General features: G+C 70.9%; 24 protein-coding genes. 7 read left to right on the top strand and 17 right to left on the bottom strand.

All coding sequences use genetic code 11. The features are described 5' to 3' along the window. Nucleotides 1-25: 25 nt before the first annotated feature. The 5 genes from serA to ACLQ2V_RS09450 all read right to left on the bottom strand — a co-directional run bounded on the left by serA (nt 26) and on the right by ACLQ2V_RS09450 (nt 7978). Nucleotides 26-1624 carry a phosphoglycerate dehydrogenase gene (gene serA, locus ACLQ2V_RS09470; protein WP_425718024.1) on the bottom strand — a complete coding sequence of 533 codons (1599 nt, stop codon included), beginning with the start codon at nt 1622-1624 and terminating at the stop codon, nt 26-28. A 255-nt stretch (nt 1625-1879) separates the two neighbouring features. Continuing rightward, complete coding sequence (ilvC, locus tag ACLQ2V_RS09465; protein ID WP_425718023.1) at nt 1880-2893, bottom strand: ketol-acid reductoisomerase; 1014 nt, start codon at nt 2891-2893, stop codon at nt 1880-1882. 68 nt (nt 2894-2961) lie between these two features. After that, nucleotides 2962-3477: an acetolactate synthase small subunit gene (ilvN, locus tag ACLQ2V_RS09460; RefSeq protein ID WP_425718022.1), complete on the bottom strand. Its 516-nt coding sequence runs from the start codon at nt 3475-3477 to the stop codon at nt 2962-2964. A gap of 61 nt (nt 3478-3538) precedes the next feature. Further along, entirely contained in the window at nt 3539-5422 is a 1884-nt protein-coding gene (locus ACLQ2V_RS09455; protein ID WP_425718021.1) for an acetolactate synthase large subunit, read from the bottom strand. A 189-nt stretch (nt 5423-5611) separates the two neighbouring features. Then, the gene (locus ACLQ2V_RS09450) at nt 5612-7978 is read right to left on the bottom strand and encodes a putative bifunctional diguanylate cyclase/phosphodiesterase (RefSeq protein WP_425718020.1); all 2367 of its coding nucleotides are present in this window, start codon (nt 7976-7978) and stop codon (nt 5612-5614) included. Nucleotides 7979-8088: 110 nt separating this feature from the next. Between ACLQ2V_RS09450 and ilvD the strand changes: the two genes are divergently transcribed. Further along, entirely contained in the window at nt 8089-9936 is a 1848-nt protein-coding gene (ilvD, locus tag ACLQ2V_RS09445; protein ID WP_425718019.1) for a dihydroxy-acid dehydratase, read from the top strand. Nucleotides 9937-10051: 115 nt separating this feature from the next. Here ilvD and ACLQ2V_RS09440 read toward each other — a convergent pair whose 3' ends face one another. The 4 genes from ACLQ2V_RS09440 to ACLQ2V_RS09425 all read right to left on the bottom strand — a co-directional run bounded on the left by ACLQ2V_RS09440 (nt 10052) and on the right by ACLQ2V_RS09425 (nt 14052). Next, nucleotides 10052-10612, bottom strand: coding sequence for a hypothetical protein (locus ACLQ2V_RS09440; protein WP_425718018.1), 561 nt, complete (start codon nt 10610-10612; stop codon nt 10052-10054). Between the two features lie 172 nt (nt 10613-10784). Continuing rightward, nucleotides 10785-11699, bottom strand: coding sequence for a DNA-processing protein DprA (locus ACLQ2V_RS09435; protein WP_425718017.1), 915 nt, complete (start codon nt 11697-11699; stop codon nt 10785-10787). 125 nt (nt 11700-11824) lie between these two features. Then, nucleotides 11825-13804: a hypothetical protein gene (locus tag ACLQ2V_RS09430; RefSeq protein ID WP_425718016.1), complete on the bottom strand. Its 1980-nt coding sequence runs from the start codon at nt 13802-13804 to the stop codon at nt 11825-11827. Continuing rightward, the gene (locus tag ACLQ2V_RS09425; RefSeq protein WP_425718015.1) at nt 13801-14052 is read right to left on the bottom strand and encodes a hypothetical protein; all 252 of its coding nucleotides are present in this window, start codon (nt 14050-14052) and stop codon (nt 13801-13803) included. The genes ACLQ2V_RS09430 and ACLQ2V_RS09425 overlap by 4 nt, the downstream gene beginning before the upstream one ends. A 275-nt stretch (nt 14053-14327) precedes the next feature. Here ACLQ2V_RS09425 and ACLQ2V_RS09420 point away from each other — a divergent pair, with 275 nt between their 5' ends. From ACLQ2V_RS09420 to ACLQ2V_RS09410, 3 genes are read left to right on the top strand one after another with little or no spacing between them, the layout of a single operon-like run. Further along, entirely contained in the window at nt 14328-15212 is an 885-nt protein-coding gene (locus ACLQ2V_RS09420; RefSeq protein WP_425718014.1) for a helix-turn-helix domain-containing protein, read from the top strand. Next, nucleotides 15205-15393 carry a DUF397 domain-containing protein gene (locus ACLQ2V_RS09415; RefSeq protein ID WP_425718013.1) on the top strand — a complete coding sequence of 63 codons (189 nt, stop codon included), beginning with the start codon at nt 15205-15207 and terminating at the stop codon, nt 15391-15393. The genes ACLQ2V_RS09420 and ACLQ2V_RS09415 overlap by 8 nt, the downstream gene beginning before the upstream one ends. A 12-nt stretch (nt 15394-15405) precedes the next feature. Continuing rightward, a complete protein-coding gene (locus tag ACLQ2V_RS09410; RefSeq protein ID WP_425718012.1) occupies nt 15406-15594 on the top strand; it encodes a DUF397 domain-containing protein in 189 nt (62 codons plus the stop codon). A gap of 110 nt (nt 15595-15704) precedes the next feature. Here ACLQ2V_RS09410 and ACLQ2V_RS09405 read toward each other — a convergent pair whose 3' ends face one another. Then, nucleotides 15705-16499: a DUF4352 domain-containing protein gene (locus tag ACLQ2V_RS09405; RefSeq protein ID WP_425718011.1), complete on the bottom strand. Its 795-nt coding sequence runs from the start codon at nt 16497-16499 to the stop codon at nt 15705-15707. A gap of 389 nt (nt 16500-16888) precedes the next feature. On the opposite strand from ACLQ2V_RS09405, the gene ACLQ2V_RS09400 reads away from it, so the two are divergent. Together ACLQ2V_RS09400 and ACLQ2V_RS09395 are read left to right on the top strand one after the other, a co-directional pair. Next, nucleotides 16889-17113: a hypothetical protein gene (locus ACLQ2V_RS09400; protein ID WP_425718010.1), complete on the top strand. Its 225-nt coding sequence runs from the start codon at nt 16889-16891 to the stop codon at nt 17111-17113. A gap of 118 nt (nt 17114-17231) precedes the next feature. Next, nucleotides 17232-18167, top strand: coding sequence for an HNH endonuclease (locus ACLQ2V_RS09395; RefSeq protein WP_425718009.1), 936 nt, complete (start codon nt 17232-17234; stop codon nt 18165-18167). Nucleotides 18168-18343: 176 nt separating this feature from the next. On the opposite strand, the gene ACLQ2V_RS09390 is transcribed toward ACLQ2V_RS09395, so the two are convergent. Then, nucleotides 18344-19519 carry a MalY/PatB family protein gene (locus ACLQ2V_RS09390; RefSeq protein ID WP_425718008.1) on the bottom strand — a complete coding sequence of 392 codons (1176 nt, stop codon included), beginning with the start codon at nt 19517-19519 and terminating at the stop codon, nt 18344-18346. 104 nt (nt 19520-19623) lie between these two features. On the opposite strand from ACLQ2V_RS09390, the gene ACLQ2V_RS09385 reads away from it, so the two are divergent. Then, nucleotides 19624-20511: a hypothetical protein gene (locus ACLQ2V_RS09385; RefSeq protein ID WP_425718007.1), complete on the top strand. Its 888-nt coding sequence runs from the start codon at nt 19624-19626 to the stop codon at nt 20509-20511. 211 nt (nt 20512-20722) lie between these two features. Here the strand turns inward: ACLQ2V_RS09385 and ACLQ2V_RS09380 are convergent, their stop codons facing one another. The 6 genes from ACLQ2V_RS09380 to ACLQ2V_RS09355 all read right to left on the bottom strand — a co-directional run bounded on the left by ACLQ2V_RS09380 (nt 20723) and on the right by ACLQ2V_RS09355 (nt 24080). Continuing rightward, entirely contained in the window at nt 20723-21091 is a 369-nt protein-coding gene (locus tag ACLQ2V_RS09380) for a hypothetical protein (protein WP_425718006.1), read from the bottom strand. Further along, nucleotides 21088-21576, bottom strand: a complete 489-nt coding sequence (locus ACLQ2V_RS09375) for a hypothetical protein (protein WP_425718005.1) — start codon at nt 21574-21576, stop codon at nt 21088-21090. The genes ACLQ2V_RS09380 and ACLQ2V_RS09375 overlap by 4 nt, the downstream gene beginning before the upstream one ends. Beyond that, on the bottom strand, nt 21569-22063 hold the full coding sequence (locus tag ACLQ2V_RS09370) for a hypothetical protein (protein ID WP_425718004.1): 495 nt from the start codon (nt 22061-22063) through the stop codon (nt 21569-21571). Before ACLQ2V_RS09370 ends, ACLQ2V_RS09375 begins: the two co-directional genes overlap by 8 nt. Nucleotides 22064-22066: 3 nt before the next feature. After that, complete coding sequence (locus ACLQ2V_RS09365; protein WP_425718003.1) at nt 22067-22387, bottom strand: hypothetical protein; 321 nt, start codon at nt 22385-22387, stop codon at nt 22067-22069. A gap of 2 nt (nt 22388-22389) precedes the next feature. Further along, on the bottom strand, nt 22390-22806 hold the full coding sequence (locus tag ACLQ2V_RS09360) for a YbaB/EbfC family nucleoid-associated protein (RefSeq protein ID WP_425718002.1): 417 nt from the start codon (nt 22804-22806) through the stop codon (nt 22390-22392). Between the two features lie 467 nt (nt 22807-23273). Then, on the bottom strand, nt 23274-24080 hold the full coding sequence (locus tag ACLQ2V_RS09355) for a hypothetical protein (RefSeq protein ID WP_425718001.1): 807 nt from the start codon (nt 24078-24080) through the stop codon (nt 23274-23276). Between the last annotated feature and the right edge of the window lie 44 nt (nt 24081-24124).

Genomic DNA, 24124 nt, shown 5'->3' with positions numbered 1-24124 from the left:
TTCGTCGTGCGTGGACCTGCGGTGGCTACTCGTCGCGCAGGTCGGCGGCGCTGGCCGAGACCGCGCCGATCGACTCGGCCGCCGAGGTGAGCAGGTCGGCGCCGAGCGCCTGGTCGACGGTGAGGGTCATCAGGGTCTCGCCACCGGCCTCCCGGCGGGCCACCTGCATCGCCGCGATGTTGACGCCGGCCTCGCCGAGCAGGGTGCCGACGGTGCCGACCACGCCCGGCCGGTCGACGTAGCGCAGGAACAGCAGGATGCCCTCCGCGGTGATCTCCACGTCGAAGCCGTCCACCTCGGTCAGCTTGATGATGTCCCGGGCCCCGGTGTGCACCACCGTGCCGGAGACGCTGACCGTGCTGCCGTCGGGCAGCGCCCCGCGCACGGTCACCAGGTTCGACTGGTCGATCGTGTCGGCCGAGCTGGACAGGGTGACCTCGACGCCCCGCTCGGCGGCCAGGTTCGGCGCGTTGACGTAGGTCACCTGCTCCTCGACCACCGAGCTGAACAGCCCCTTGGTGGCGGCGAGCTTGAGCACCGACACGTCATGGTCGACGATCCCGCCGCGCACCTCGACGGTGACACTGGCGGCCACCCCGCCGGCCACGGCGGTGAACGCCCGACCGAGCTTCTCGGCCAGCGGCAGCAGCGGGCGGACCTCCTCGGCGACCACGCCGCCGACCTGCACGTTGACCGCGTCCGGCACGAACTCGCCCTGCAACGCCAGCTTCACGCTCTTGGCCACGGCCAGGCCCGCCTTGTCCTGCGCCTCGGCCGTGGAGGCGCCCAGGTGCGGGGTCGCCACCACGTTGTCGAAGGCGAACAGCGGCGAGGAGGTGCAGGGCTCCTTGCCGTAGACGTCGATGCCGGCGCCGCCGACCCGACCCTCGGCGATGGCGTCGGCCAGGGCCTGCTCGTCGACCAGCCCGCCCCGGGCGGCGTTGACGATCCGCACGCCCGGCTTGACGATCGCCAGCTCCTTCTCGCCGATCAGGCCCACGGTCTCCGGGGTCTTCGGCAGGTGGATCGAGATGAAGTCGCTCTCCCGCAGCAGCTCCTCCAGCCCGACCAGGCGCACCCCGAGCTGCGCGGCGCGGGCCGGCTGGATGTACGGGTCGTACGCGATCAGCCGGGTGCCGAAGGCGGCCATCCGGGAGGCGAAGAGCACCCCGATGCGGCCGAGGCCGACCACGCCGACGGTCTTGCCCTGCACCTCGACGCCGGTGTACTTCGACCGCTTCCACTCGCCGGCCTTGAGCGCGGCGCTGGCGCTGGCGGTGTTGCGGGCCACGGCCAGCAGCAGCGCGACGGCCTGCTCGGCGGCGGAGACGATGTTGGAGGTGGGGGCGTTGACCACCATCACGCCCCGCGCGGTGGCGGCCGGCACCTCGACGTTGTCCAGACCGACGCCGGCCCGGGCGACCACCTTCAGCTTCGGCGCGGCGGCGATCGCCTCGGCGTCGATCTGCGTGGCGCTGCGCACGATCACCGCGTTCGCCTCGGAGAGCGCGGCGAGCAGGGCCGGACGGTCGGTGCCGTCGACGTGGCGGACGTCGAAGTCGTGGGCGAGCACCTCGATGGCGGCGGGGGCGAGTTCTTCGGCGATCAGTACGACAGGAGTCATCGGTCCTCGTAGGTCGTGTGGTGGTCGGCCCGGGGCGTCGCGACGCCGCGCTGCGCCCTGCGCTGATTCGTGCCATGTCAGGTGCCGGCTGCACACCTAACGCGATCGTAGGTGCCGGGCCGGTCGGGATGTCCCGCCCTGCGGGGTGAGTGCCCTCACAGGCCCGGTGGCGTCGGAATACCGAAGAAACAACACGACGGCGGCCCGCCCGACGCCGGGTGTGGGCGTCGGGCGGGCCGCCGTGCGGCGTACGACTCAGGCGGTCTCGGTGATCGGCCGGTCCACCCAGCTCATCATCGAGCGCAGCTTCTGGCCGGTCTCCTCGATCGGGTGCGCCGCCCCCTCGTTGCGCCACTTGGTGTAGTTGGGGCGGCCCGCCTCGTCCTCGGCCACCCACTCGCGGGCGAACTCGCCGGACTGGATCTCGGAGAGGATCTTGCGCATCTCCTCCTTGACCCGGGCGTCGACGACGCGCGGGCCCCGGGAGAGGTCGCCGTACTCGGCGGTGTCGGAGATGCTGTAGCGCATCTTGGCGATGCCGCCCTCGTACATCAGGTCGACGATCAGCTTCAGCTCGTGCAGGCACTCGAAGTAGGCGACCTCCGGGGCGTAGCCGGCCTCGGTGAGCACCTCGAAGCCGGTCTGCACCAGGGCCGCCGCGCCGCCGCAGAGCACCGCCTGCTCGCCGAAGAGGTCGGTCTCCGTCTCCTCCTTGAAGGTGGTGCGGATCGCGCCGGCGCGGGTGCCGCCGATGCCCTTGGCGTACGCCAGGGCCAGGGCGAAGGCGCTGCCGCTGGCGTCCTGCTCGACGGCGACCAGGCAGGGCACGCCCTTGCCGTCGACGTACTGGCGGCGGACCAGGTGACCCGGGCCCTTCGGGGCGACCATCGCCACGTCCACGTCGGCCGGCGGCTTGATCAGGTCGTACCGGATGTTGAAGCCGTGGCCGAAGAGGAGCGCCTTGCCCGGCGCCAGGTTGGGCGCGATCGCCTCCGTGTAGAGGGTGCGCTGCGCGGTGTCCGGGGCCAGAATCATGATCACGTCGGCCTCGGCCGCGGCCTCGGCGGGGGTGAGCACCCGCAGGCCCTGCTCCTCGGCCTTCGGCCGGCTCTTCGAGCCCGCCGGCAGCCCGATCACCACGTCGACGCCGGAGTCGCGCAGCGACAGCGCGTGGGCGTGGCCCTGGCTGCCGTACCCGATCACCGCCACCTTCTTGGCCTGGATCAGGCCCAGGTCGGCATCGTCGTCGTAGAACACCTCAACGCTCATGGACTTCCCTTTCGTACGGCGGCCCGGGGGGCCCGTCGTGGTTTGTGCGGTCGGTGGCGGTGGTCGGGTCAGGCGGCCCGCAGCGCCGGCCCGGCGGTGATGGAACGCGAACCGCGCCCGATCGCCACCGTGCCGGACTGGACCATCTCCTTGATCCCGTACGGTTCGAGGTCGCGCAGCAGCGCGTCCAGCTTGTCGGGGGTGCCGGTGGCCTCGATCGTCAGCGTGTCCGGCGCGACGTCGACCACCCGGGCGCGGAACAGGTTGACCGTCTCCAGCACCTGCCCCCGCCCGGCGCGATCGGCGCGGACCTTGACCAGCAGCAGCTCCCGGGCGACCGAGACCTGCGCGTCCAGCTCGACGATCTTGAGCACGTTGACCAGCTTGTTGAGCTGCTTGGTGACCTGCTCCAGCGGGGACGAGTCGGCGTTGACCACGATGGTGATGCGGGAGACGTCGGGGTTCTCCGTCTCGCCGACGGCGAGGCTGTCGATGTTGAACCCGCGCCGGGAGAAGAGCCCGGAGACCCGGGCCAGCACCCCCGGCTTGTTCTCCACCAGAACCGAAAGCGTATGCATCGTCATGGCTGTGCCTTCCTTGTCATGCCCTCATGGCCCTCGCTGCGCTCGGTGCATTCGGTCATGACTAAATGTCATCCTCGTCGAAAGCCGGGCGGACGCCGCGGGCGAACATGATCTCGTCGTTGCTGGTGCCGGCGGCCACCATCGGCCAGACCATCGCGTCCTTGCCGACCACGAAGTCGACCACGACGGGGGCGTCGTTGATCGCCATGGCCGCGGCGATGGTGGCGTCCACGTCCGCCGCGTTCTCGCAGCGCAGGCCGACGCAGCCGAGCGCCTCGGCGAGCTTGACGAAGTCGGGGATGCGGTGCTTGTGGGTGCCCAGCTCGGTGTTGGAGTACCGCTCGTTGTAGAAGAGGGTCTGCCACTGCCGGACCATGCCCAGGTTGCCGTTGTTGATCACGGCGATCTTGACCGGGATGCCCTCCAGCGCGCAGGTGGCCAACTCCTGGTTGGTCATCTGGAAGCAGCCGTCGCCGTCCACCGCCCAGACCACCGCGTCCGGCCGCCCGACCTTGGCGCCCATCGCGGCCGGGACCGCGTACCCCATGGTGCCGGCGCCGCCGGAGTTCAGCCAGGTGCGCGGCTTCTCGTACGAGATGAACTGCGACGCCCACATCTGGTGCTGGCCGACCCCGGCGACGTAGACGGCGTCCGGCCCGACGATCTTGCCCAGCCGCTCGATCACGTACTGCGGGGAGAGGGTGCCGTCGGCCGGCTCGTCGTAGCCCAGCGGGTAGCGGTTGCGCAGGTCGTCGAGCTGCGCCCACCAGTCGGTGAGGTCGGCGGCGCGGCCGGCGGCCCGCTCGGCGGTGACGGCCCCGATCAGCTCGTCGATCACGTGCCGGGCGTCGCCGACGATCGGCACGTGCGCGTGCCGGTTCTTGCCGATCTCGGCCGGGTCGATGTCGGCGTGCACCACCATCGCGTCCGGGGCGAAGGAGTCCAGCTTGCCGGTGACCCGGTCGTCGAAGCGCGCGCCGAGCGCCACGATCAGGTCGGCCTTCTGCAGGCCGTAGACCGCCGTGACCGTGCCGTGCATGCCGGGCATGCCCAGGTGCTGCCGGTCGGAGTCGGGGAACGCGCCGAGCGCCATCAGGGTGGTGACCACCGGGATGCCGGTCAGCTCGGCCAGCCGGCGCAGCCCCTCGGTGGCCTCGGCCTTGAGCACGCCCCCGCCGACGTAGAGCACCGGGCGGCGGGCCGTGGTCATCAGCCGGGCGGCCTCGCGGATCTGCTTGCCGTGCGGGTGCAGGGTCGGCCGGTAGCCGGGCAGGTCCAGCGTGGGCGGCCAGGAGAAGGTGGTCTGCGCCTGCAGGACGTCCTTGGGGATGTCCACCAGCACCGGGCCGGGGCGGCCGGTGGCGGCCAGGTGGAACGCCTCGGCGAGCACCTGCGGGATCTCCTCGGGCGTCTGCACCAGGAAGTTGTGCTTGGTGATCGGCAGGGTGATGCCCTGGATGTCGGCCTCCTGGAAGGCGTCCGTGCCGATCGCCGGGCGGGCGACCTGGCCGGTGATCGCCACGATCGGCACCGAGTCCATGTACGCGTCGGCGATCGGGGTCACCAGGTTCGTCGCGCCCGGCCCGGAGGTGGCCATGCAGACGCCGACCTTGCCGGTGGCCTGGGCGTACCCGGTGGCCGCGTGGCCGGCGCCCTGCTCGTGGCGGACCAGGATGTGCCGCACGGCGGAGTCGTAGAGCGGGTCGTAGGCCGGCAGGATCGCCCCGCCCGGGATGCCGAAGACCACGTCGACGCCGAGCGCCTCGAGCGACCGCACGAGCGAACCGGCCCCGGAGAGCTGCGCGGGCCCGGCCTGCTCCGCCCCGGCCGGTACGGCGGCGGCGCGGCCGGCCGGCGCGACCTGGTCGGCGGGGGTCGGCTCGGTGCCGGTGGCACGGGAGCGGCGGGCGGAGTGGGCGAGAGTCTCTGGCGTGGGTCTGGTCATGGCGGTTGCGGCCTTCGGCTGGAGTGGCTGGTGCTCTTCAGGCGGTGCGACGCGGGCGGAGCCCGCCCCGAGATGGGATCCGACGGCAATAAAAACGGCCCTCGTGCAGATGCACGGGGCCAGCGCACTCTCGACGACGGAGAGTGCGCTCAGGTAAGTACTCGCGGAGACTGGTTCGACGGCATGGGGTCAAGCCTGACGCATCTCACGCCCTGAGTCAACTGCTCCCACATTCTGGTCAACGGACTTCACCGCGACGCCCTCCGAAACGCCACCCGCACCGGCCCCTACCTGCGCGGATGCCCCCGTTTCGGGGTGCTGGGCGGGCACCGGCGGCGACCGCCGTGGCCGCCCCGACGTGGCGGCCTTCAGCATCGCCTCCAGGTGCTCGGCCGGCACCCCCCAGCCGAAGAGCGCGCCCTGCCCGAAGCGGCAGCCGGCGGCGACCACCGCGGCCAGTTCGGTCTGGTTGGTCACCCCCTCGGCGATCACCTCCAGGCCGAGCTGGTGGCCCAGTCGCATCACGATGTCGACCATCGGGGCGAACGCCGGGCCGTCGGTGCCCACGGGGCGCACCGGCTCGTGCTCGGCCACCAGGCTGTGATCGATCTTCAGAATGTCGATCGGCAGCCGACGGAGCTGACCCAGCGACGAGTACCCGGCGCCGAAGTCGTCCAGGGCGATCCGCACCCCCGTGCGCCGCAGCGCGGTCAGCCGCCGGACCAGCTCGTCGAGGTCGGTGGCGACGGCGTGCTCGGTGACCTCCAGCACCAACCGCTGCGGCGGCACCCGGTGGGCGCGCAGCGCCTCGGCGACCTGGACCACGTACTCCGGGGCGTGCAGCTCCCGGGGCGAGACGTTCACCGACACCCAGACGTCGTACCCGTCGGCCAGCCAGCGGGAGAGCTGGCGACACGCCTGGTGCAGCACCCACGCCCCGAGCTTGGCGATCATCCCGCACTCCTCGGCCAGCGGGATGAACTCGTCCGGGCCGACCCGGCCCAGCTCCGGGTGGCTCCACCGCAGCAGCGCCTCCGCGCCCACCGGGCGCACCGAGGGCAGCGACGCCACCGGCTGGAACACCAGCCGCAGCTCGTCGCGCTCGATCGCCCCGCGCAGCTCGTGCTCCAGCGTGGTGCGGCGGCGCAGCAGCCCGTCGTACTCGGCGTCGTAGTGCTCGATGCGGTTCTTGCCGCGCTGCTTGGCGTAGCGCAGGGCCAGGTCGGCGTGGCGCAGCAGCAGCTCGACGTCCGGCTCGGCGGGCTGCCCGGCCACGCCGATGCTCACCGAGAGGAAGACCGGCCCGCCCGGCTGCTCGTACGGCTGACCGAGCACCCCGAGCAGCCGCTCGGCGACCCGCCCCGCCTCGGCCGGGTGACCGGCCACGAGCACCGCGAACTCGTCCCCGCCGAGCCGGGCGGCCAGGTCGCCGGGGCGCAGGTTGGCCCGCAGCCGCCGGCCCACCTCGGCCAGCACCTCGTCGCCCACGTCGTGCCCGCGCATGTCGTTGACGTTCTTGAAGCCGTCCATGTCCAGCCCGAGCAGCACGCACGGGTCGCCGCCGCCGGTGCGCTGGTGCAGGGCGCGCAGCAGGCCGCGCCGGTTCGCCAGGCCGGTCAGCGGGTCGGTGTGCGCCAACTCCCGGAAGTGCGCCTCCCCCTCGGCCAGCCGCACCGCGTACCGGCGCACGTCGTGCAGGGCGAGGTACTGCCGGGTCACCAGCGCGAAGCCCTCGACGCTGCCGGCGACGATGCCCAACGCGTCGAACCGGCCGCCCTGGATGAGGTGGTACATGGCGGAGACGGCCATCGCCAGCATCGGCACGAAGGCGTACGCGCCGTCGCGGCGGATCAGGTCGACGTCGAGCTGACCGGGCGAGGCGGCCCCGCGCAGGGCCAACGCGGCGGTCGCCAGCCCGGCGGCGGCCAGCCCGGTGCCGGCCAGCACCAGCCCCGGCACCGCCTGACAGAGCCCGCTGGCGATGCCGAGGCCCCCGCAGGTCACCGCCGTGGTCCCGACGCCGAGCCAGGCCAGCCGGCGGCGGGGCGCGACGGCCCGCACCAGCACGATCAGGGTGAGCCCGGTGGTCAGGGTGACGCCCACGGTAGCCAGCAGGATCTGCGGGCAGGCCACCGGGGTGGTGTTGGCCAGCAGCCGGGTCGGCTCGGAGAAGAGCACCCAGGCGACGAACCAGAGCGCGGACGCCATGATCAGACCGTCGAGCGCCAGCCGGGCCGTCGCCGCCCGGGTCAACACCGCGCCGGGCAGCCGCAGCAGGGCCGCGCCGAAGGCCAGCGCGCTGGCCGCGACGGCGACGGCGACCGGGGTGGCCCACCCGGTCAACTCCCCCCGCCGCAGCCCCTCGCCGCCCAACGCCACGGTCACCCCGAGCAGCACGGCGAAGAGCGCGCAGAGCGCGGCGACGGCGACCAGCGCGGCGGACTGCCCGCACCGGCGTCCCGCCCGACGGGCGAGATCGATCAGCAGCACGGTGGCGGCGACGGCGACGATGCAGCTCAGCACCGCGATGGCGGTCATGCCCGGGGGGAAGTGCACACCCCCAACTCTGCCGGATGCCCGCCCGGCACGGGAGCCGGGTGTGCAACTGTTGGGACTCGGTGTGCGTCTTTCCGACTCCCCGGGCCGACGGTGTAACACTGGTACCCATGCCTGAGCTGCGGTCGAAGACCTCCACCCACGGCCGGACGATGGCCGGTGCCCGCGCCCTGTGGCGGGCCACCGGCATGACCGACGACGACTTCGGCAAGCCGATCGTGGCGATCGCCAACAGCTTCACGCAGTTCGTCCCCGGTCACGTGCACCTCAAGGACATGGGCGGTCTCGTCGCCGACGCGGTGGCGCAGGCCGGCGGGGTCGGCCGGGAGTTCAACACCATCGCGGTGGACGACGGCATCGCGATGGGCCACGGCGGGATGCTCTACTCGCTGCCCAGCCGGGAGCTGATCGCCGACGCGGTGGAATACATGGTCAACGCGCACTGCGCGGACGCCCTGGTCTGCATCTCCAACTGCGACAAGATCACCCCGGGGATGCTGCTGGCGGCGCTGCGGCTGAACATCCCCACCGTCTTCGTCTCCGGCGGCCCGATGGAGGCCGGCAAGACGGTCGCGATCGAGGGGGTCGTGCACTCCAAGATCGACCTGATCGACGCGATGGTCGCCTCCTCCAACGACGCGGTCACCGACGAGCAGCTCGGCGAGATCGAGCGCTCCGCCTGCCCGACCTGCGGCTCCTGCTCCGGCATGTTCACCGCGAACTCGATGAACTGCCTCACCGAGGCCGTCGGCCTGGCGCTGCCCGGCAACGGCTCGACGCTGGCCACCCACGCCGCGCGCCGGTCGCTCTTCGTCGAGGCGGGCCGCACCGTCGTGGAGATCGCCAAGCGCTGGTACGACGGCGACGACGCCTCGGTGCTGCCCCGCGAGATCGCCGGCCGGGCCGCGTTCGAGAACGCGATCGCCCTGGACGTGGCCATGGGCGGCTCGACCAACACGATCCTGCACCTGCTCGCCGCCGCCCGGGAGGCCGAGCTGGACTTCTCGGTCGCCGACATCGACGAGATCTCCCGCCGGGTGCCCTGCCTGGCCAAGGTCGCGCCGAACTCCCCGAACTACCACATGGAGGACGTGCACCGCGCCGGCGGCATCCCGGCGATCCTCGGCGAGCTGGACCGCGCCGGCCTGCTGCGCCGCGACGTGCACGCCGTGCACTCCCCCAGCCTCGCGCAGTGGCTGACCGACTGGGACGTCCGGGGCGGCTCGCCCACCGCCGAGGCGGTCGAGCTGTTCCACGCCGCCCCCGGCGGGGTGCGTACCACCGAGCCGTTCTCCACCACCAACCGCTGGTCCACGCTGGACACCGACGCGGCGGGCGGCTGCGTGCGCGACCTCGCCCACGCCTACAGCGCCGACGGCGGCCTGGCCATCCTGCACGGCAACCTCGCCCCCGACGGCGCCGTGGTGAAGACCGCCGGGGTGCCCGAGGAGTGCCTGACCTTCCGCGGCCCCGCGAAGGTCTACGAGTCGCAGGACGACGCGGTCACCGCGATCCTGGCCAAGGAGATCGTGGCCGGCGACGTCGTGGTGATCCGGTACGAGGGTCCGCGCGGCGGCCCCGGCATGCAGGAGATGCTCTACCCCACCTCGTTCCTCAAGGGGCGCGGGCTGGGCCGGTCCTGCGCGCTGCTCACCGACGGCCGGTTCTCCGGCGGCACCTCCGGGCTCTCCATCGGCCACGTCTCCCCCGAGGCGGCCTCCGGCGGCCTGATCGCCCTGGTCGAGACCGGCGACGAGGTCGTCATCGACATCCCGGCCCGGTCGATCGCGCTGAACGTCCCCGACGACGTGCTGACGGCCCGGCGCATCGCCCAGGAGAAGCGCGACAAGCCGTACACCCCGCTGGACCGGCAGCGCCCGGTGTCGGCGGCGCTGCGCGCGTACGCCTCGATGGCCACCTCGGCCAGCGACGGCGCGTACCGCCGGGTCCCGGAATAGGACCTCCACGAACCAATCTTGGACGCCTACTGCGTAAGGCGAACGCCAAGCGTCCAAGATTGGTTCGGCGGGTTAGCGGTCGGGGGCACGGCGGTGACGCGTGGTACGACGGGTGTCAGTGCTCGGCCGCGCACACCGACAGGTCGAACATCGGCTCCTCGATCGCCTTCAGCAGCGGCCGGGAAGCCGCATGTTCCGGCCTGACGTGGCGGCCGAGCACCACGACCGCCACCGACGAAGCGCCAGCCGTCTTCAGCGCATGGGCGAGCGACTGGGCCCGAGACCCGGTCGTCCAGGTGTCGTCGATGATCAGTGGTCGGACGAGACCACCTTGCTCGGGCAGTCGGACGCCGAACCAGTCCGCCTGGAAGCTCCGGACGTCAGGCCCGTGGCGGGGGTTCGGCACGGCAGCGAGCCAGGGCAGCCGCAGCCGATTCCCGATCAGCTCCTGGAGTGCGTGCGGGCCGGGCTTGCCCCGGGTGCTGGGGACCGCGACAGCATGGGTCGGGGGACCGCCGATCCGTCGGGACACGCAATCGAGATGCTCCCGCAGGAACAGCAGCAACAGCGCCAGCAGGTTCCACCTCGCCTGCGTCGATGCCGGGGTGGACTTGTACGAACGCAGGTGGTGATGATGCTGGCCGGTACGTGGCGAATATGGGATCGGCACCACCACGTCGGCAAGCAGACCCCCTGATTCGGCCAACTGCTCCTGGCACGGGTAGCACTGGGCAAATCCCGGCGTACGCACGCCTCGACAGGTCGGGCAGATCCACTCGGCTGCGGGCAAGGGATTACGCAGGAAGTTCCGCTGGGTCTCGACGTGCTGCCGGATGCGGCCCCAGGGGTCAGAGACTGGCGAGCTCAGGGAAGCCCTCCAGCTCGATCGCGGCCGGCATCCTGGCGAGGATGGCGTCGACGGCCTCCACCAGCTCCGCCGTGCCGTGTGCCACGTGCACCCCGGGACGGTCGGCGAACGCACGCGCCCAGTCGTGCCGCATCACCTGACTCGTGAGCACCACCGGCCGACCATGCTGGAGAGCGAGCCGCGCCTGGATCCGGGCACCGCTGCGCTCGCCGGCCTCGACGACGACGGTGGCAGCGGCGTAACCGCTCATCACCGCGTTGCGCATCGGGAAGCTCTGTTTCGTCGGGGCGGCGTCCGGCCAGAACTGGCTGATCACCAGGCCCACGTCGGCGATGTGTTCCTGAAGTCCTCGGTTGACGGCCGGATAGTGCCGATGGATGCCGGTGCCGATGACGGCGACGGTGCGGCCACCGGCGGCGAGCGCCGCCTGGTGGGCGGCGGTGTCGACGCCCTTCGCCAGGCCGCTGACCACCGTCACGTCCCGAGCGGCCAGCGAGGTCGCCACCGACCGGGCGATTTCGATCCCCCGATCGCTCGCCTCACGGCTGCCGACGACCGCGATGGCTCGGGGGTCGGGCCGGAGATCTCCCCGCGCGAAGAGCAGCGGCGGCATCTCCCGGATGTCGCGGAGCTGGGCGGGATAGTCGTCGTCGAAGAAGGCCCGCACCGTGATGCCCTCGGCCTGCCAGCCGGCCAGCTCACCGGCGGCGGCGTCGACGAGCGAGTCGACGGAGCGTTCGTCGGGGAAGAGGGTGTCCGCCCGCCCGACGACCCGCCGGAGCACGTCGAGCGCGCTGCCGGCCTCCTGGACCTCGTGGGCGGCGTCGGACCAGCCCAGGTCGGGTTGGCGCAGCAGCGCCACCAGCGCCGCCCGCTCCCCCGTTCCTCGGTCCATGGCCCCGATCGTAGAGGCCCCGGAGGGCTCACCGGCCCGCTGGCCACGCGCTGATGGCGAACCAGCCTGACCTGCCCCGAGATTCCCCCGCACGCGCTCGAACATATGTTCCCCGCAGTGGCCCGTCAACCGCAGATCCCCAGTTCGGAGCCTTCGACGAGCAGGCGCGGCCCCTCGTCGCCGTGACGGTGGACGGTGCTGCCCGACCGGGTGAAGCGCGCGGTCAGCGCCCGGCCGGCGTGCCGGGCGGCCAACCGCAGCAGCTCCGGCACCGGGTCGCCGGGGAGTTCGCGCCGCGCCGACGACGGCACCGGGATCGGCGCGGCCGGGTCGGCCGGCACGGTCTCGGGGAGGACGGCGTCGAGGCCTTCCAGGCAGTGCGCCACGGCCGCCGCCAGGCTGGGCCGGTCCGGCAGGTCGTCCGGGCGCACCGGGGCGGCCGGCGCGCGCAGGTCGACCGCCCAGAGCAGCCCGGGTGCCCGCAGCGGCCCGGCCGGGTGCGCCCGCAGGTCTAGCACGCTGACCACCAACGCCAGGTCGAGGCCGTGGGCGAGCCGGAGCAGCTCGGCCAGCGACGGCGCGGCGGGGCGTACGGCGGTGACGAGCAGGCGCCCGGCGGGCAGTGCGGGGCCGACGGCGGCCACCAGTTCCCCCACCGGGTCGGCTCCCGCCCACGGCAGCGTGACGTAGCCGTCGCGCGCGTCGGGCGGCAGGTCGTGGCCGCCGTCGGCCTCGGCGAGGTCCTCCGGGCGTACGCCGAAGACGGTCGCCCAGGCAGCCAGCCGGTAGCGGTCGGGCAGCCGCACCACCGCCCGGCCGCCGGGGGCGTTGCCGGCCGGCGCGGCGGCCTCCGGGGCACCGGCCGGCCAGGTCAGGTGCACCACCCGGTGCCGCAGGTCGGTCAGGGTGACCAGCGCCGTGCGGTGCCGCCGCCCGGTGCCGCCGCAGCTGCCGCAGGCCAGCACGGAGGGGCGCAGCCGGTCGTCGGGGCGGCAGTCCGGGCAGGCGCGCGACGGCACCGGCTCGCCGAGCCACGGCGGGTCGACCGGCTCGGCGAGGCGGCGCAGCGGCACCCGGACCCGGCGGAGCACCTGGCCGGTGGGCTGCCCGACCAGGGTCACCACCGGCTCGCCGGGGCCCAGGCCGGTGTGCCACCAGCGCCCGTCCCGCCAGACGGCCTGCGCGCCGGGCAGCTCGGCCCCGGCCGGCCCGGCGCAGTCGGCGCGTACCCGCCGCTCGATCTCCTCGACGTCGACGGCCGGCGGGGCGGACGGGCCGGGCGGGGTGGGGCGCAGCAGCCGCGCGGGGGCGTCCCGGCCGCGGTCGCCGAGCCCGGCCAGCGCCTCGGCCACCCTGGTCCGGGCCAGGGCCGCCGACAGGTCCGCGCGGGGCTCCGGCGGCCCGGCGGGCACGGGCGAGCCGGGCACCTCGTACCGGACGTCCCAGCAGAGGATGCCGCCGTGCCGGCGGGCCTCCACGACCAGGTCGAGCAGGAGCAGGTCGGCCAGCCCGCAGAGCCGGGCCAGCCGGGCAGCCGGGTCGACCGGGGGCGGCGCGCTCGACCGCCCCACCAGCACCCGCCACGCCGGCCGGGCCGCCTCCGCGAGGGCGCGGGCGGCCAGCTCGTACCGCTCGCCGGCCGGCAGGTCGGGCCGCCAGGCCGGCGGCAGCCGTACGCTCAGCGGCTCGACGGGGGCGGCGACGCCGGTCGCGGCGGCCAGCTCGCGTACCCGGTCGGTCAGGTCGGCCACCCAGCCGCCCGCCGGGTCCGGGCGGGGGTCGAGGGTGTCGGGGGTGACCCGGTGCGACGCGACCGCGCCGGTGTCCAGGTTGGCCACGGTCAGCACGAGCTGCGCGCGGCGGCGACCGCGCCGGCCGCAGCGCAGGCAGGCCACGGCGACGCTGCCGACGCCCCGACACAGCTGACACTTGCGGTACGGCTGCCGGCGCGCGCCCGCGCCGTCCTCCGCTGTGCCTGCTACGTCTTCGGCGTCTTCGGCGTCTTCGGCCAGGAAGCGGTTGCCGTAGCGGGTGCAGCGGCAGGGGTCAAGGCGGAACGTGGTGCCGTCGCAGTCCGGGCAGGCGACGGTGGGCGCGCCCGTCATCGGGGCGGCCGGGCCGTGCAGGCCCCGTCGTGGTCGGCGCGGCGTGCGCAGCGCCGGTGGTCCGGCAGCGGCAGGTCACAGAAGACCCGATGGCGTACGCCCTGGGCGTCCTCGGCCGAGACGGTGGTCTCGCCGGCATCGATCTCGGGCAGGAAGGTCACCGACCGGGCCAGCGCCCCGGCGAACCGGCGGGCGGCGCCGAGGTCGGCGGCGGTGAACGCCAGGTGCGCCACGAATCGTTCGCTCATCGGCGCACCGCCGGACTCATCGACTCGACCGAGCTCGGTCGACGGAAAAACGCGCCCACGACAGACTCACTTCCTCTCGGATGGCTGACCGGATTCGCAATTTTTATGAACGGTGGAAATTCCACGGTCATCGCCTTTGTCGGAGCCATCTTGTAAGGTCGGAGACGCTATGGCAACGAATGTCCACCCACACTGTTCAGCCAATCTTCTGCAACATTCCATGTTCCAGAGTGGCGCGTCGAGATGTTGCAGCACGCTATCGGGAAGGAGGCCGGATGGCCGAGGACATGGGATCGACGGTGCCCCGACGCCGGCTCGGCAGGGCGCTACGTGACCTGCGCAACGAGGCCGGGATAACCCTCGATGCCGCCGCCGAGGCGCTGGAGTGCAGCCGACAGAAGGTGTGGCGCATCGAGAGCGGGCTCGGCTCCGCGCGCAGCGTGGACGTCCGGGCCATGTGCGAGCTGTACCGGGCGAAGGGCGAGTTGACCCGCGCGCTTCTCGCCCTGGCCGCCGAGACGCGGGCGAAGGGCTGGTGGCATGCGTACGGCGACGCGATCCCCGAGTGGTTCGAGCTGTACGTCGGCCTCGAATCCGCCGCGTCCCAGTTGCGGTTCTTCAAGAACAGTCTCGTGCCGGGCATTCTCCAGACCCGGGAGTATGCGTTGGGCATCTACCGGGTCGATCAGCCGGACATGAGCGAGGAGGATCGGGAGCGAGCCGTCGAGCTTCGCCTGCAACGACAGTCGCTGCTCACCCGCCGCCTGCCACGGGCACCGCAGGTCCAGGTGGTGCTCTGCGAGTCGGTGCTGCTCCGGCTTGTCGGGGACTCGGTCACGATGACCGCGCAACTCCGGCACCTGCTGGAGGTAAGCAACCTGCCGAACGTGTCGGTTCGGGTTCTGCCGCTCGCCTCTGGCCCACACCACGGGGCAGTGGGTGGCGAGTTCGTCCTTCTCGACTTCCCGTTGGGGAACCGGAGCACACCCGACCCCTCGGTGGTCTACAGCGAGTCCTGGACCGGGTCGCTCTACCTGGACCGCCCGAGTGAGTTCGCGGCCTACGAAAAGGTCTGGTCGAGCCTGCTCAGGCTCGCTCTCGATGAGGAACAATCAAGGCAACTGTTCGAGAAGACGATTGGGGAGGTCCACCATGGTTGATCTGACCGACGCCCGCTGGCGCAAGAGCACGCGCAGCGGTGGCAATGGCGGCGAGTGCGTCGAGGTTGCCGACAACCTGCCCAACATCATCGCTGTCCGCGACAGCAAGGACCCGAACGGCCCGGCCCTCACCTTCTCCCCCGCAGCATGGACGGCCTTCACCCGCGCAATGAACGCCTGACGGAAACCCGCCATGGTTGATCTGAGCGAAGCCCACTGGCGCAAGAGCACCCGCAGCGGCAGCAACGGCGGCGAGTGCGTCGAGGTCGCCGACAACCTGCCCAACATCATCGCCATACGCGACAGCAAGGACCCGGACGGCCCGGCGCTCACCTTCGGTCCCGCTGCTTGGAGCGCGTTCGTTGGCGCGATCCTCCGCTGACGGCGTACCAGGTCTGGCGGCTGGCGTGACGCGGCCCCCGGTTTGCGCCGGGGGCCGCGTTCCTCGCCGTGCTCCGTGACGGCTCAGCGGGATGCCCTACCCGTGGCCGGTCACAGCGTGACGACGGCGTCCTCAGCGAGAGTGAAGAGGCCCGCGTCGAACGTGATCGTCTTGAGCTTGGTGCCCTTCGGCACGTCGAAGTAGACGTTCGCAGTCACCGTATTGCCCGGGTTGATTTCGTCGAGGAAACCCTGACCGTCGCTGTTTCCGTAGATCGCGGCTGCCCCGTCGACATCGTACTTCCGGCCGCTGGCGTCCTGGGCGGTGAGAGTGCCGTCGGCGTGGAAAGTATGGGCGCTCTTGGTGACGTTCTTGACGGTCACACCGACCCTGCAGAAGGCGCCCTGCGCCTTCTTGTTCAGGAATTCGCTGCCGACCCGGGAGATTCCGCACTTCACGCCCTTGACGGTGAACACGAAGTCACCGCCGCGCACCTTGTCGCCGATGCGCGGGGTCTTCGACTTCGTCGGCGTCGGCGCCGCGGTCTTCTTCGCCGGCTCGGGTGCCGCCGTGCTCGCCGCCGGAGCCGCTGCCTTGCGAGCGGGCTCACCGGTCTTGGCAGCGGGCGCGTCGCCGCTGTCGGCGACGACCTCGGTCTTCGTGTCGTCGCTGGTCAGGCTGATGATCATCGAACCACCACAGCACAGCACCACGAACGCGGCGGCCCCGATGAGGGTGGGCATCAGCCAGGGAGTGCGCTTCTTCGAAGGCGGCGGCACGGAGAACTGGCCGGGCACCGGCGGCGGGTAGTGGCCTGCGGGCGGCGGCGGAAACTGAGCGGTCGGCGGCATCGACTGCTCGCCTGCGGACGGCTGGTGCTGGGCAGGCTCGTAGGGCGTGGTCATTGGATCCTGGTCTCCCGAGTCTTGATTCGCGCTGCCGCGTAATGCGCACGACGCCTGCCACAGTGCCATGGTTCGCCAGGGAAACAGTCCGCCAGCCGGGCTGATCCGCACGCCCGGTCAGCTCACAAGGCCCACATTCCGACGACCCGGAAGTAGCCATTGAGCCAGCCACTTCACCAGATAATCAGAGCACCACCGCCAATCGAGAGCCTGCCCCGATAGTCCGCCATCCGGATTCTCCTTGTTGCCGCATGAGCGCCGCTTTTTCGCCGAACGGCTCACCATATGCTCAACAATTCGCGAATGCCTCTGCGTCACCCAGTCGCCTACGCCGCCACGGCCTTGGGCCGCCCCGTACCGCAGCAAGCGCTGCCGATCCTCGTCGAGGCGTGCCAGCTCGGCCCGTCGACCGGGACCCGCCGGGAGCGCTGCTGCCTACAGAGGGCTGCGACCTGCTACGGGAGCAGGACCCCGCCTGGGACAAGACCGCACTCGACTTCGACCGGTTCCGCAACCGGATCGACGATGCCCTCCGCCGGGCAGAGCAGCTCGACGCGCCGCCAGAAGGCAATCCGTCCACCGGCGTCGGCGAGATCATCGCCGCGCTTCGCTGAACGCTGTTCGGCCCAGGTCTCGTACCGAAGAAGGTTGACCCGTCCGCCGTTTTCACCCCCGCCTCGCCGGCCTTTCGGGGATTGCCGACCCCGCCCGTACCCGTGCAGGATGACTGTCGTGAAGGCCTATGTCGGGGTGACCGACGGAGACTGGTACCGCTTTCTCGCCGCCCGCCCCGGCCTGACCGAAGTGAACTTCTGGCGTCCCGCCGGGTCTCGGGGCTTCCGGGCGCTTTCCCCCGGCGAGCCCTTCTTCTTCAAGACGCACCACCCGCACAACCGGGTGGTCGGCGGCGGATTCTTCAGCGGCTTCGCCCAACTCCGCATCTCCGAGGCCTGGACTCTCTTCGGCGACGGCAACGGGGTGCCGAGCCTGACGGAGATGCGACGCATCGTCGGGCGGTACCGGCGGGAACCCATCGCCGCCGGCGACGATCCCCTGATCGGCTGCGTCCTCATCCGGGACACCGTCTTCTTCCCCGCCGATCAGCCGTCCGAGCCGCCACCGGAGTTCGCCTCGAACATCGTTCAGGGCAAGGGGTACGACGTCGCCGCCCGCAACACGGCCGGTTACTTCGAGGTGCTGGTCGGTCGCCTGCTCGGCGCCTCGGTCGACGTCGACTTCAGTCAGCCGTGGCACCGGCCCGGCCCGACGTACGGCGATCCGCGGCTCGCCCCGTACCGGCTGGGGCAGCAGGCCTTCAAGGCCGTCGTGCTCAACGCGTACGGGCGGCGGTGCGCGATCACCGGCGACCGCATCCAGCCGGTGCTTCAGGCCGCGCACGTCAAGCCGCTGCCAGCGGGCGGTGAACATCGCATCGACAACGGCATCCTCCTCCGCTCGGACGTCCACACGCTCTACGACCAGGGCTATCTGGCGGTCGACCCGAAACACCGACTGCTGGTCAGTCCACGACTCAGGACGGAGTTCGGCAACGGGGAGCAGTTCTACTCCCGGGCGGGCAGCGAGATCGCCGTTCCACCGGCGGTTCGGGACCGGCCGCACCGGGAGTTCCTGCAATGGCACCTCGACGAGGTCTTCAAGGCCGCATAGCCACACCGCCGCCGAAATTGCCTAACGCGGCCCCGCCCGCGAGGTCAAGATCCGCGCATCTTCGGGGAAAATGCTGTCTGAACGCCGATCGAGGCAGCATCTTCGGGGAAGATGCTCGGATCTTGCCTGCGGCGGGGGGCTGCCTACGGCGAGAGGGCTGCCTACGGCGACGGCGGTCAGGCGACGGTGACGGCTGCGGCCATTCGGCGTACCGCCTCGGTCAGCAGCTCGGGGGCGGTGGCCAGGTTCAGGCGGGCGTGGCCGGCGCCGCCGGTGCCGAAGGCCACGCCGGACGTGAGCGCCACCCGGCCGCGGTCCAGGAACACGGCGGCCGGGTCGTCGCCGAGGCCCAGGGCCCGGCAGTCCAGCCAGGCCAGGTACGTGGCCTGACCGGGGCGGTGGCGAATCGCCGGCAGGTGCTCGGCCAGCAGCGCGGCGAGGAGTCGGCGGTTGTCGTCCAGGCCGGTCAGCAGGGCGTCGAGCCACTCGCCGCCGTCGCGGAACGCGGCGGTGTGGGCGATCACGCCGAGGTGGCTGGTGCTCTCACTGACCTCGAACGGCACGCGGGCCAGCTCCCCGGCCGCAGCGGGGCCGGCGACCAGGAGCGCGCCGCGCAGCCCGGCGAGGTTCCACCCCTTGGAGGCCGACATCAGCGACAGGCCGTTCTCCGCGCCGGGCACCGAGAGGTACGGCACGAAGCGCGCTCCCCCGGCGACCACCGGGGCGTGGATCTCGTCGGCGATCACCCGCACCCCGTGCCGCTCGGCCAGCTCGGCAACGGCGGCCAACTCGTCGGCGGTGTGCACGACGCCCGTCGGGTTGTGCGGGTTGCAGAGCAGGTACGCCGCCGGCCGGCCATCGGCCCGCGCCCGCCGGAAGGCGTCCTCCAGCGTGCCGAAGTCGATGCGCAGCTCCGCCCCGAGCGGGGCCTCCACGATCCGCCGGTCGGCGTGCGCCACGAAGGCGTAGAACGGCGGGTAGACCGGGCAGTTGACGACCACCGCGCACCCCGGCTCGGTGACCAGGCGCAGGGCCTCCATGACGCCGTGCATCACGTCGGGCACCAGCGCGGTGCGCTCCAAGGCCAGCCCGTCCCAACCCCACCGCCGCCGGGCGAACTCCGCCAGCGCCTGCGGGTACGCCGTACCGGCGGCATAGCCGGTGTCGCCGCGCGCGACGGCGTCGGTGATCGCCCGCGCGACGGGCTCGGCCAGCGGCACGTCCATCTCCGCCACCCAGAGCGGCAGCACGTCGTCCGGGTACTCCCGCCACTTGGCGCTCGTCCGCTGCCGGAGCTGGTCCAGCGAGAGCTGACGCAGGGGGTTCATTCCGTCTCGGCCACCACCACTCATGATCGAAGCCTATTCCGCCCCCCGCGCCTGCTCTACCTTGGACGGTGCCACCGGGCCCGCACGGTGCTGGTCGTGACAGCACCACCGACTCCCGACGAGGAGAGATGGAAGATCCAGCGAGCAGCGACTCCGGGCGGGAACTCCCGCTTTCCTGGCTTGCCGATGCCCCGCTGTTCATCGACGGCGAGCAGGTGACGGCCTTCTACGACGCGGTGGTCATGCCGGAGCACAAGGACGGCAAGATATCGATTTCCACGAAAGACATCCGACTTTCGAAGACCAGCACCAGCGGGAAGCTGGGCACCCGGGCGCGACTGACGACCATCTTCCCCTTCCTGGACGCCCACATCAGCCTGGAGGGGAGCCTCGGTCGCGAGAAGTCGAAGCAGGCCGAGAAGGGGGGCACGATCGAACTCCATCCCATCGACAATCCGCACCGCCAGCTCGTTCAGCTCGCCCTGCACTACGCGGCGAATCTGCCAAGCAGGGTGAAGTACGCCCGGGACGTCGTATCGCTCGACGACCGGGACGAGGCCTACGTCACCGACAGCCCCCGCGCGCTCGTCTTCCTCGACCTGCCCCCGGGACGGGCGATCATTCCGCTGGCCGCCGAGCTGAGCACCGGGAGGGTGGCAACGGTCTTCGACGACCTGGCGACCGAGGTCGCCAAGACGGTCCGCACGCTGCCGCCGGCCTACGGGCCGGGGACGAAGCGCGAATACTGGCGCTGGTTCTCAGACAACTTCGATGCCATCTCGGCGATGAACGTGCTCGAACGCGGCATAGGTGACGGCGGCCGGGCTCGCTGGGTGGATTACCGGGTGCACGTCGACGACCATGCGCTTCAACTCTCCTTACGGGGGCGGGGCACGTTCGAGACGGGCATCTTCGCGTACTCGATGATCCGCCGCGGCAACAAGCACGGCCTGCGGATCGTCGGCACGCTGAAGTCCGGCCCAGGGCTCAACGTCCTCGCCGTGTTCGAGAAGTAGACCGTCGGCGGTCCTCGGGTCTCGGCTCGGTTCTGGCTGCCGCTGGTGCTGCTGGCGCTCGCCGCGACGGCGCTGGGCCGCCGATGGCAGCGGGTGGCCGCGCCGCGTATGCCGCTGTTCCTACAGGTGGCGTTGCTGCTGACCCTCTCGTCGGCGATGGCCCGCACCCCTGTACCACTCGGCCAGGTCGGCAGAGCCGCAGCACGTCGTCCTATTTCCGGGTTGCGCCGGGCGGAAGAGCGAGGAACTGCTCAATGTCGGCGATGGCATCCTCGACCGTGCCGCCGACCTCCGGGTCGCGCAGCTTGGCGCGCAGGGCGGGCAGGACCCTGTCGGTGTCGAGTTGACGGTGGATGCGAGCAAGGTGGCCGAGGCAGATCGCCGCCGTGGCCCGGACGTCCTCCTCCGGGTGATCCAGCGCGCGTAGGTAGAAGTCCTGGCACCAGCGCCAGTCCGCATCGTGCAAGGCAAGCCCGACCATCGAGTCGGTGAGGGCGTCGATGTCCCCTGCGGCTAGTGCGGCTGTGGCCGCGTCGTGGGTCACCGGAGCTGGTTCGTAGTAGCTGCGCTGTGTGCTCATTCCTCGTCCTTCGGCGGCGCGGTCGGCCTGCCCTTCTTGTCTACCAGTCCACTACGCTTGAGTGCGTTGCGCATGTCGTCGTTCAGGCCGTCTGAGCTGTGGTCCTCCCAGTTGCGGACATGGCCGTGGTAGATCTCGACGACGTCGTCGCCTGGCTTGGCCGGCTCGATGCGCCGGTGCCGGTCGAGAATGACGATCTCGCCCGTCTGGTGATCGACACCGATACGGCGACGCTCGTTGGTCTGCTTGATCTGAACCGAACGATCCAGCGCGGTCTGACCGTTGGCGGGAGCACGGCTCGCGCTGCCCATGGCCAGGTTACGGTCGGTCTCCCGGTGCTTGGGCCGTTGCTCGTCGCCGACGTGGTACTCCCGGCGTACGCGGGGGGTCCTGGCTAGTTGCGCGACCGGTTTGACCAGCGCCGACTCCACCTCGGGCGGCACGGCCGCGTCGCGGAGATGCCGGTTGCGGTTTCGCTTACCCACCCAGAATCGCCCGCATTGCCATATCAATGAGCTGGTCGAGGATCAGGCTGGTGATCATCTTGAAGATCGGGATCTCCAATAGGGATGCGCCGAAGGTGGGCACCGCCGTGGCCACCGCCTGGGCGATCTGAACGGCCAGAATGACCAGTTGGACGATGATCTGCACCTTCAGTGCCAGCACGACCGCGGCGACCACCACATAACCGGCCCCCAGCACGGTAGTGGCGGTCGTGTTCCCGGCCAACACGCCACCCGGCCCATCGGCACCAGACCAATACGCATCGAAGGCGTCAATCACGCCGCCCTGGTTGCCGCCAGTCACTTCCGCCGCCAGCGCGTCAGCTTCCCGGCCCACCTCTTCGACCGTGCTGGCGAAGTCCATCCAGACTTGTCCGAGCTCGAAGAGCTTCTCCTCGTCGCCCTCCGGCCAGTCGTACCCGATCATGGCGAGCACAGAGGCGAGCTCAGCCGGAACAGTCAGGCCCATGGGTCAACCCAACTTCGCGGCCAGTGCGCCGAATCGGCCGGCCAGGTCATCCTCGACGGCCATCATGTCTTCTGCCAGAGCCACCAGGTCCTCGCCGCTGCTCTGATATTCGTCGGCCATCGCGGCATAGCACTGCACCAGGTATCCAGAGACAGCCGGAAACGAGAGGCCGACCAGGGTGCCGAGCATGTCCCCACCCCATGGCTCGCCAAAGCTCTTCAACCGGGTGTCGAACGTCTCGAGTGCGCTCGCCAGCCGGTCACCCAAGTCGACAAGTCGACTGCCTGACGCCCGAATGTGTTCGGGATCGATATCCAACGACATCGTCAACCTGCCGGCCGGGCTGCCCGGGCCTGGGCTGAGGTGAGCGCGCTCAGGAACGATTGCATCTGGTGCACCGTCTGCTGCTGGACGCCTTCGAGCCGTTCGAGCAGCACGGCCGAGTTTGGAGCGTCAGGGGCTTCGGCGACCGTTCGGGCTTGCAGATCGTCGAGGGCCGCGTTGACGGCAATCGTCACCTGGTCGGCAAGGTGGCCGCTGCCCTGCCGCAGCGCCTCAGGTGCCACGGTAATCGACTCGATCCGACCGCCCGCCGAGGCCACCACGGCAATCAGTCCGTCCGCTGCGGTGGCCTCTCCGCGGGTCTCAACGACTTCCGCCGCAGGGCGGGCGGCCCGTAGTTGACGCAGGGCATCCAGGGCGTCATCCATCGACTGGCGAAACTGGGCGGCATCTGCCGTCATGAGGGGCTCCTCCTCAACCGGTCGGCAGTCGTCCGGCGGCCAAGACCTGCACCGCACGAGGGTAGGCCTGCTCCGATCCACAAAGTACACACTCTGGGCGAAGCCTACTTGACCGACTGGAACTGCGGGACCCCCCAGGGTCGGTACCGCTACCTCGGCACGGACTGAGCTTCTCGGTACAGAATCGGCCGAGGATCTTGTCCATGGCCAAGTTGGTCCACCGCCGCAACGACATTTCTGACTGACCCACCCCACGGCCCACGCGCGTCGTCGGCACGCTGAAGTCCGGCCCGGGGCTCAACGTCCTCGCCGTCTCCGAGAAGTAGGCCGGCGGCGACCGTCACGCCAAGAGTCGCTCCCGCCACTGCCGACCATCAGCCCATCACCTGCGGACCAATTAGGCTAGCCGCAGAAGGTGTTCAAGGCCGCATAGCTATACCGGCACGGCGACGACCGATCCGCCATGGTCAAAGATCCGACAGATCTTCGCCGGAAAACTCTTCCATGATCTCAGCCTGAGAGGCAGCCGACACCATGGTGGAGTAAGTGATCTGACCAGGTTCAGGGTTGATACCAAACACGCCCTGCGGCTCGGGAAGCCAATCACTGTGCGCGACGTGCGGAACGGAACCGAGAATCACAGCAATCAGACGAAAATCGATGAAGCCCTCAGCGGTGACCGCGAGATACGCTTCGCCGTCGCGGGCCCTGACCAGGGCGGCAATCCGATGATGGGTAAAGGTCGCTGCGCACGCTCTGCCGGTTTTTATCGAGGCTGCGATGACCTTCCTTACGACCCTCCTGATACTCAGGGTGATCTGGACCGCCAACTCGGCTTCCAGTCGGCGGATATCCACATCGGCCGGAAGAAGATGCTCGGAACTGGTAGAACCCGTACCTCGGCCGGCGCGTGTCACCTCTGCTGTCAGCGAACGGTAGAAGTCGTTGCTGCTGTCCTCTTGACGTTTACCGGCCGCCCCCATCCACCACCACGCACCGGCTTCAGCGACTTCCGGGCCATGGTCGACGGCATGATCAAGCTCGGTGACAGCACCGCGGGCGGAGCTGACTTTTACCTTGAACCAGATCCGGTCCTTGATCGCCCGAATACGCTCGGCACTACCGGCTGCCACCTCTGCCGGAACCTGCTGCGCTTTGGCTACGAGAGCGTCCTCGACTTGATGCAAGGGAAGCTCCAGGGCGGGAAAGCCCATGCCAAGGTCCGATAAGCATCGCTTAGTCGGTCGCACGAAGTATGGGGTGGGCTGGCTCACTCCGAGATACTAGCCGAAATCCTCGCACCAGGACCTGTCGGGCC

This window comes from Micromonospora sp. DT233 (genome assembly GCF_049841815.1).
Taxonomy (GTDB): Bacteria; Actinomycetota; Actinomycetes; order Mycobacteriales; family Micromonosporaceae; genus Micromonospora.
This window is presented reverse-complemented; position numbering and strand designations above follow the sequence as displayed.

Coding starts and splice junctions, on each gene's coding strand:
- serA (WP_425718024.1), bottom strand. CDS start 1,624: ATGACTCCTGTCGTACTGATCGCCGAAGAACTCGCCCCCGCCGCCATC.
- ilvC (WP_425718023.1), bottom strand. CDS start 2,893: ATGAGCGTTGAGGTGTTCTACGACGACGATGCCGACCTGGGCCTGATC.
- ilvN (WP_425718022.1), bottom strand. CDS start 3,477: ATGACGATGCATACGCTTTCGGTTCTGGTGGAGAACAAGCCGGGGGTG.
- ACLQ2V_RS09455 (WP_425718021.1), bottom strand. CDS start 5,422: ATGACCAGACCCACGCCAGAGACTCTCGCCCACTCCGCCCGCCGCTCC.
- ilvD (WP_425718019.1), top strand. CDS start 8,089: ATGCCTGAGCTGCGGTCGAAGACCTCCACCCACGGCCGGACGATGGCC.
- ACLQ2V_RS09435 (WP_425718017.1), bottom strand. CDS start 11,699: ATGGACCGAGGAACGGGGGAGCGGGCGGCGCTGGTGGCGCTGCTGCGC.
- ACLQ2V_RS09430 (WP_425718016.1), bottom strand. CDS start 13,804: ATGACGGGCGCGCCCACCGTCGCCTGCCCGGACTGCGACGGCACCACG.
- ACLQ2V_RS09425 (WP_425718015.1), bottom strand. CDS start 14,052: ATGAGCGAACGATTCGTGGCGCACCTGGCGTTCACCGCCGCCGACCTC.
- ACLQ2V_RS09420 (WP_425718014.1), top strand. CDS start 14,328: ATGGCCGAGGACATGGGATCGACGGTGCCCCGACGCCGGCTCGGCAGG.
- ACLQ2V_RS09415 (WP_425718013.1), top strand. CDS start 15,205: ATGGTTGATCTGACCGACGCCCGCTGGCGCAAGAGCACGCGCAGCGGT.
- ACLQ2V_RS09410 (WP_425718012.1), top strand. CDS start 15,406: ATGGTTGATCTGAGCGAAGCCCACTGGCGCAAGAGCACCCGCAGCGGC.
- ACLQ2V_RS09405 (WP_425718011.1), bottom strand. CDS start 16,499: ATGACCACGCCCTACGAGCCTGCCCAGCACCAGCCGTCCGCAGGCGAG.
- ACLQ2V_RS09390 (WP_425718008.1), bottom strand. CDS start 19,519: ATGAGTGGTGGTGGCCGAGACGGAATGAACCCCCTGCGTCAGCTCTCG.
- ACLQ2V_RS09385 (WP_425718007.1), top strand. CDS start 19,624: ATGGAAGATCCAGCGAGCAGCGACTCCGGGCGGGAACTCCCGCTTTCC.
- ACLQ2V_RS09380 (WP_425718006.1), bottom strand. CDS start 21,091: ATGAGCACACAGCGCAGCTACTACGAACCAGCTCCGGTGACCCACGAC.
- ACLQ2V_RS09370 (WP_425718004.1), bottom strand. CDS start 22,063: ATGGGCCTGACTGTTCCGGCTGAGCTCGCCTCTGTGCTCGCCATGATC.
- ACLQ2V_RS09365 (WP_425718003.1), bottom strand. CDS start 22,387: ATGTCGTTGGATATCGATCCCGAACACATTCGGGCGTCAGGCAGTCGA.
- ACLQ2V_RS09360 (WP_425718002.1), bottom strand. CDS start 22,806: ATGACGGCAGATGCCGCCCAGTTTCGCCAGTCGATGGATGACGCCCTG.